The sequence below is a fragment of the Xenorhabdus santafensis genome, assembly GCF_033949405.1.
Taxonomy (GTDB): domain Bacteria; phylum Pseudomonadota; class Gammaproteobacteria; order Enterobacterales; family Enterobacteriaceae; genus Xenorhabdus; species Xenorhabdus santafensis.
The window spans coordinates 1-599 of sequence record NZ_VCDN01000138.1; the positions used below are offsets into that span (position 1 = coordinate 1).

Annotated in this window: 1 pseudogene; it reads right to left on the reverse strand. The window is 50.9% G+C overall.

Features of this window, described 5'->3' with window-relative positions:
* Positions 1-480: pseudogene (locus FE392_RS19240) on the reverse strand (hypothetical protein); the annotation flags it as partial.
* Between the last annotated feature and the right edge of the window lie 119 nt (positions 481-599).

The following is a 599-nucleotide window of genomic DNA, read 5'->3' on the forward strand; positions in this document are numbered from 1 at the left end:
TTTGGCATTATCCACCATGTTGCCGCTTTTTATCATGCTTGCCGCTTGGGATGCGGTGCTCGCCAGCCATCGCTCGGTGTTATTTCCTGTCACGGGCGTGTCAGCCGCAGCGTTCAGGCTGTCAGCCAGCAACCGCTCAGATGTGGAATGGGGCACGTCAATTTCGTCACCGGCTCCCAACTTCGCAAACGGTTTATGGAATGCCCGCTGCTGATTGAGTTTTTTTAGCTCCGTGACGGTCAAACCGTGACGCTTTGCCACGCTTTTAACGCTTTCACCCGCACTCAATCGATAAGGCCGGGTTTGCCCGGTATGTGTCTGAGTTTCCCGAACGTGGTGTTCACTGTTGGCGGTTGCCACCGCAGGGGTAATCGCCGCTGCAACGGGAAAGGCCACTTGCGCAAAGATATTCGCCCATGCCACCCATTTGAGATGGTGGAGCTTTTTTTCTGTCCACTGCCTGTCTTGTTTTTTTAGCATGTTTATCTACCTTCAGAATCGACACTATCTTCACCAAAATTAATAAAAAAATTCTGGTGCCTTCGACTCATCCCGGAGTGTGTTGCTATCCTCATCGCTAGTTGACAATTAGTACCAAA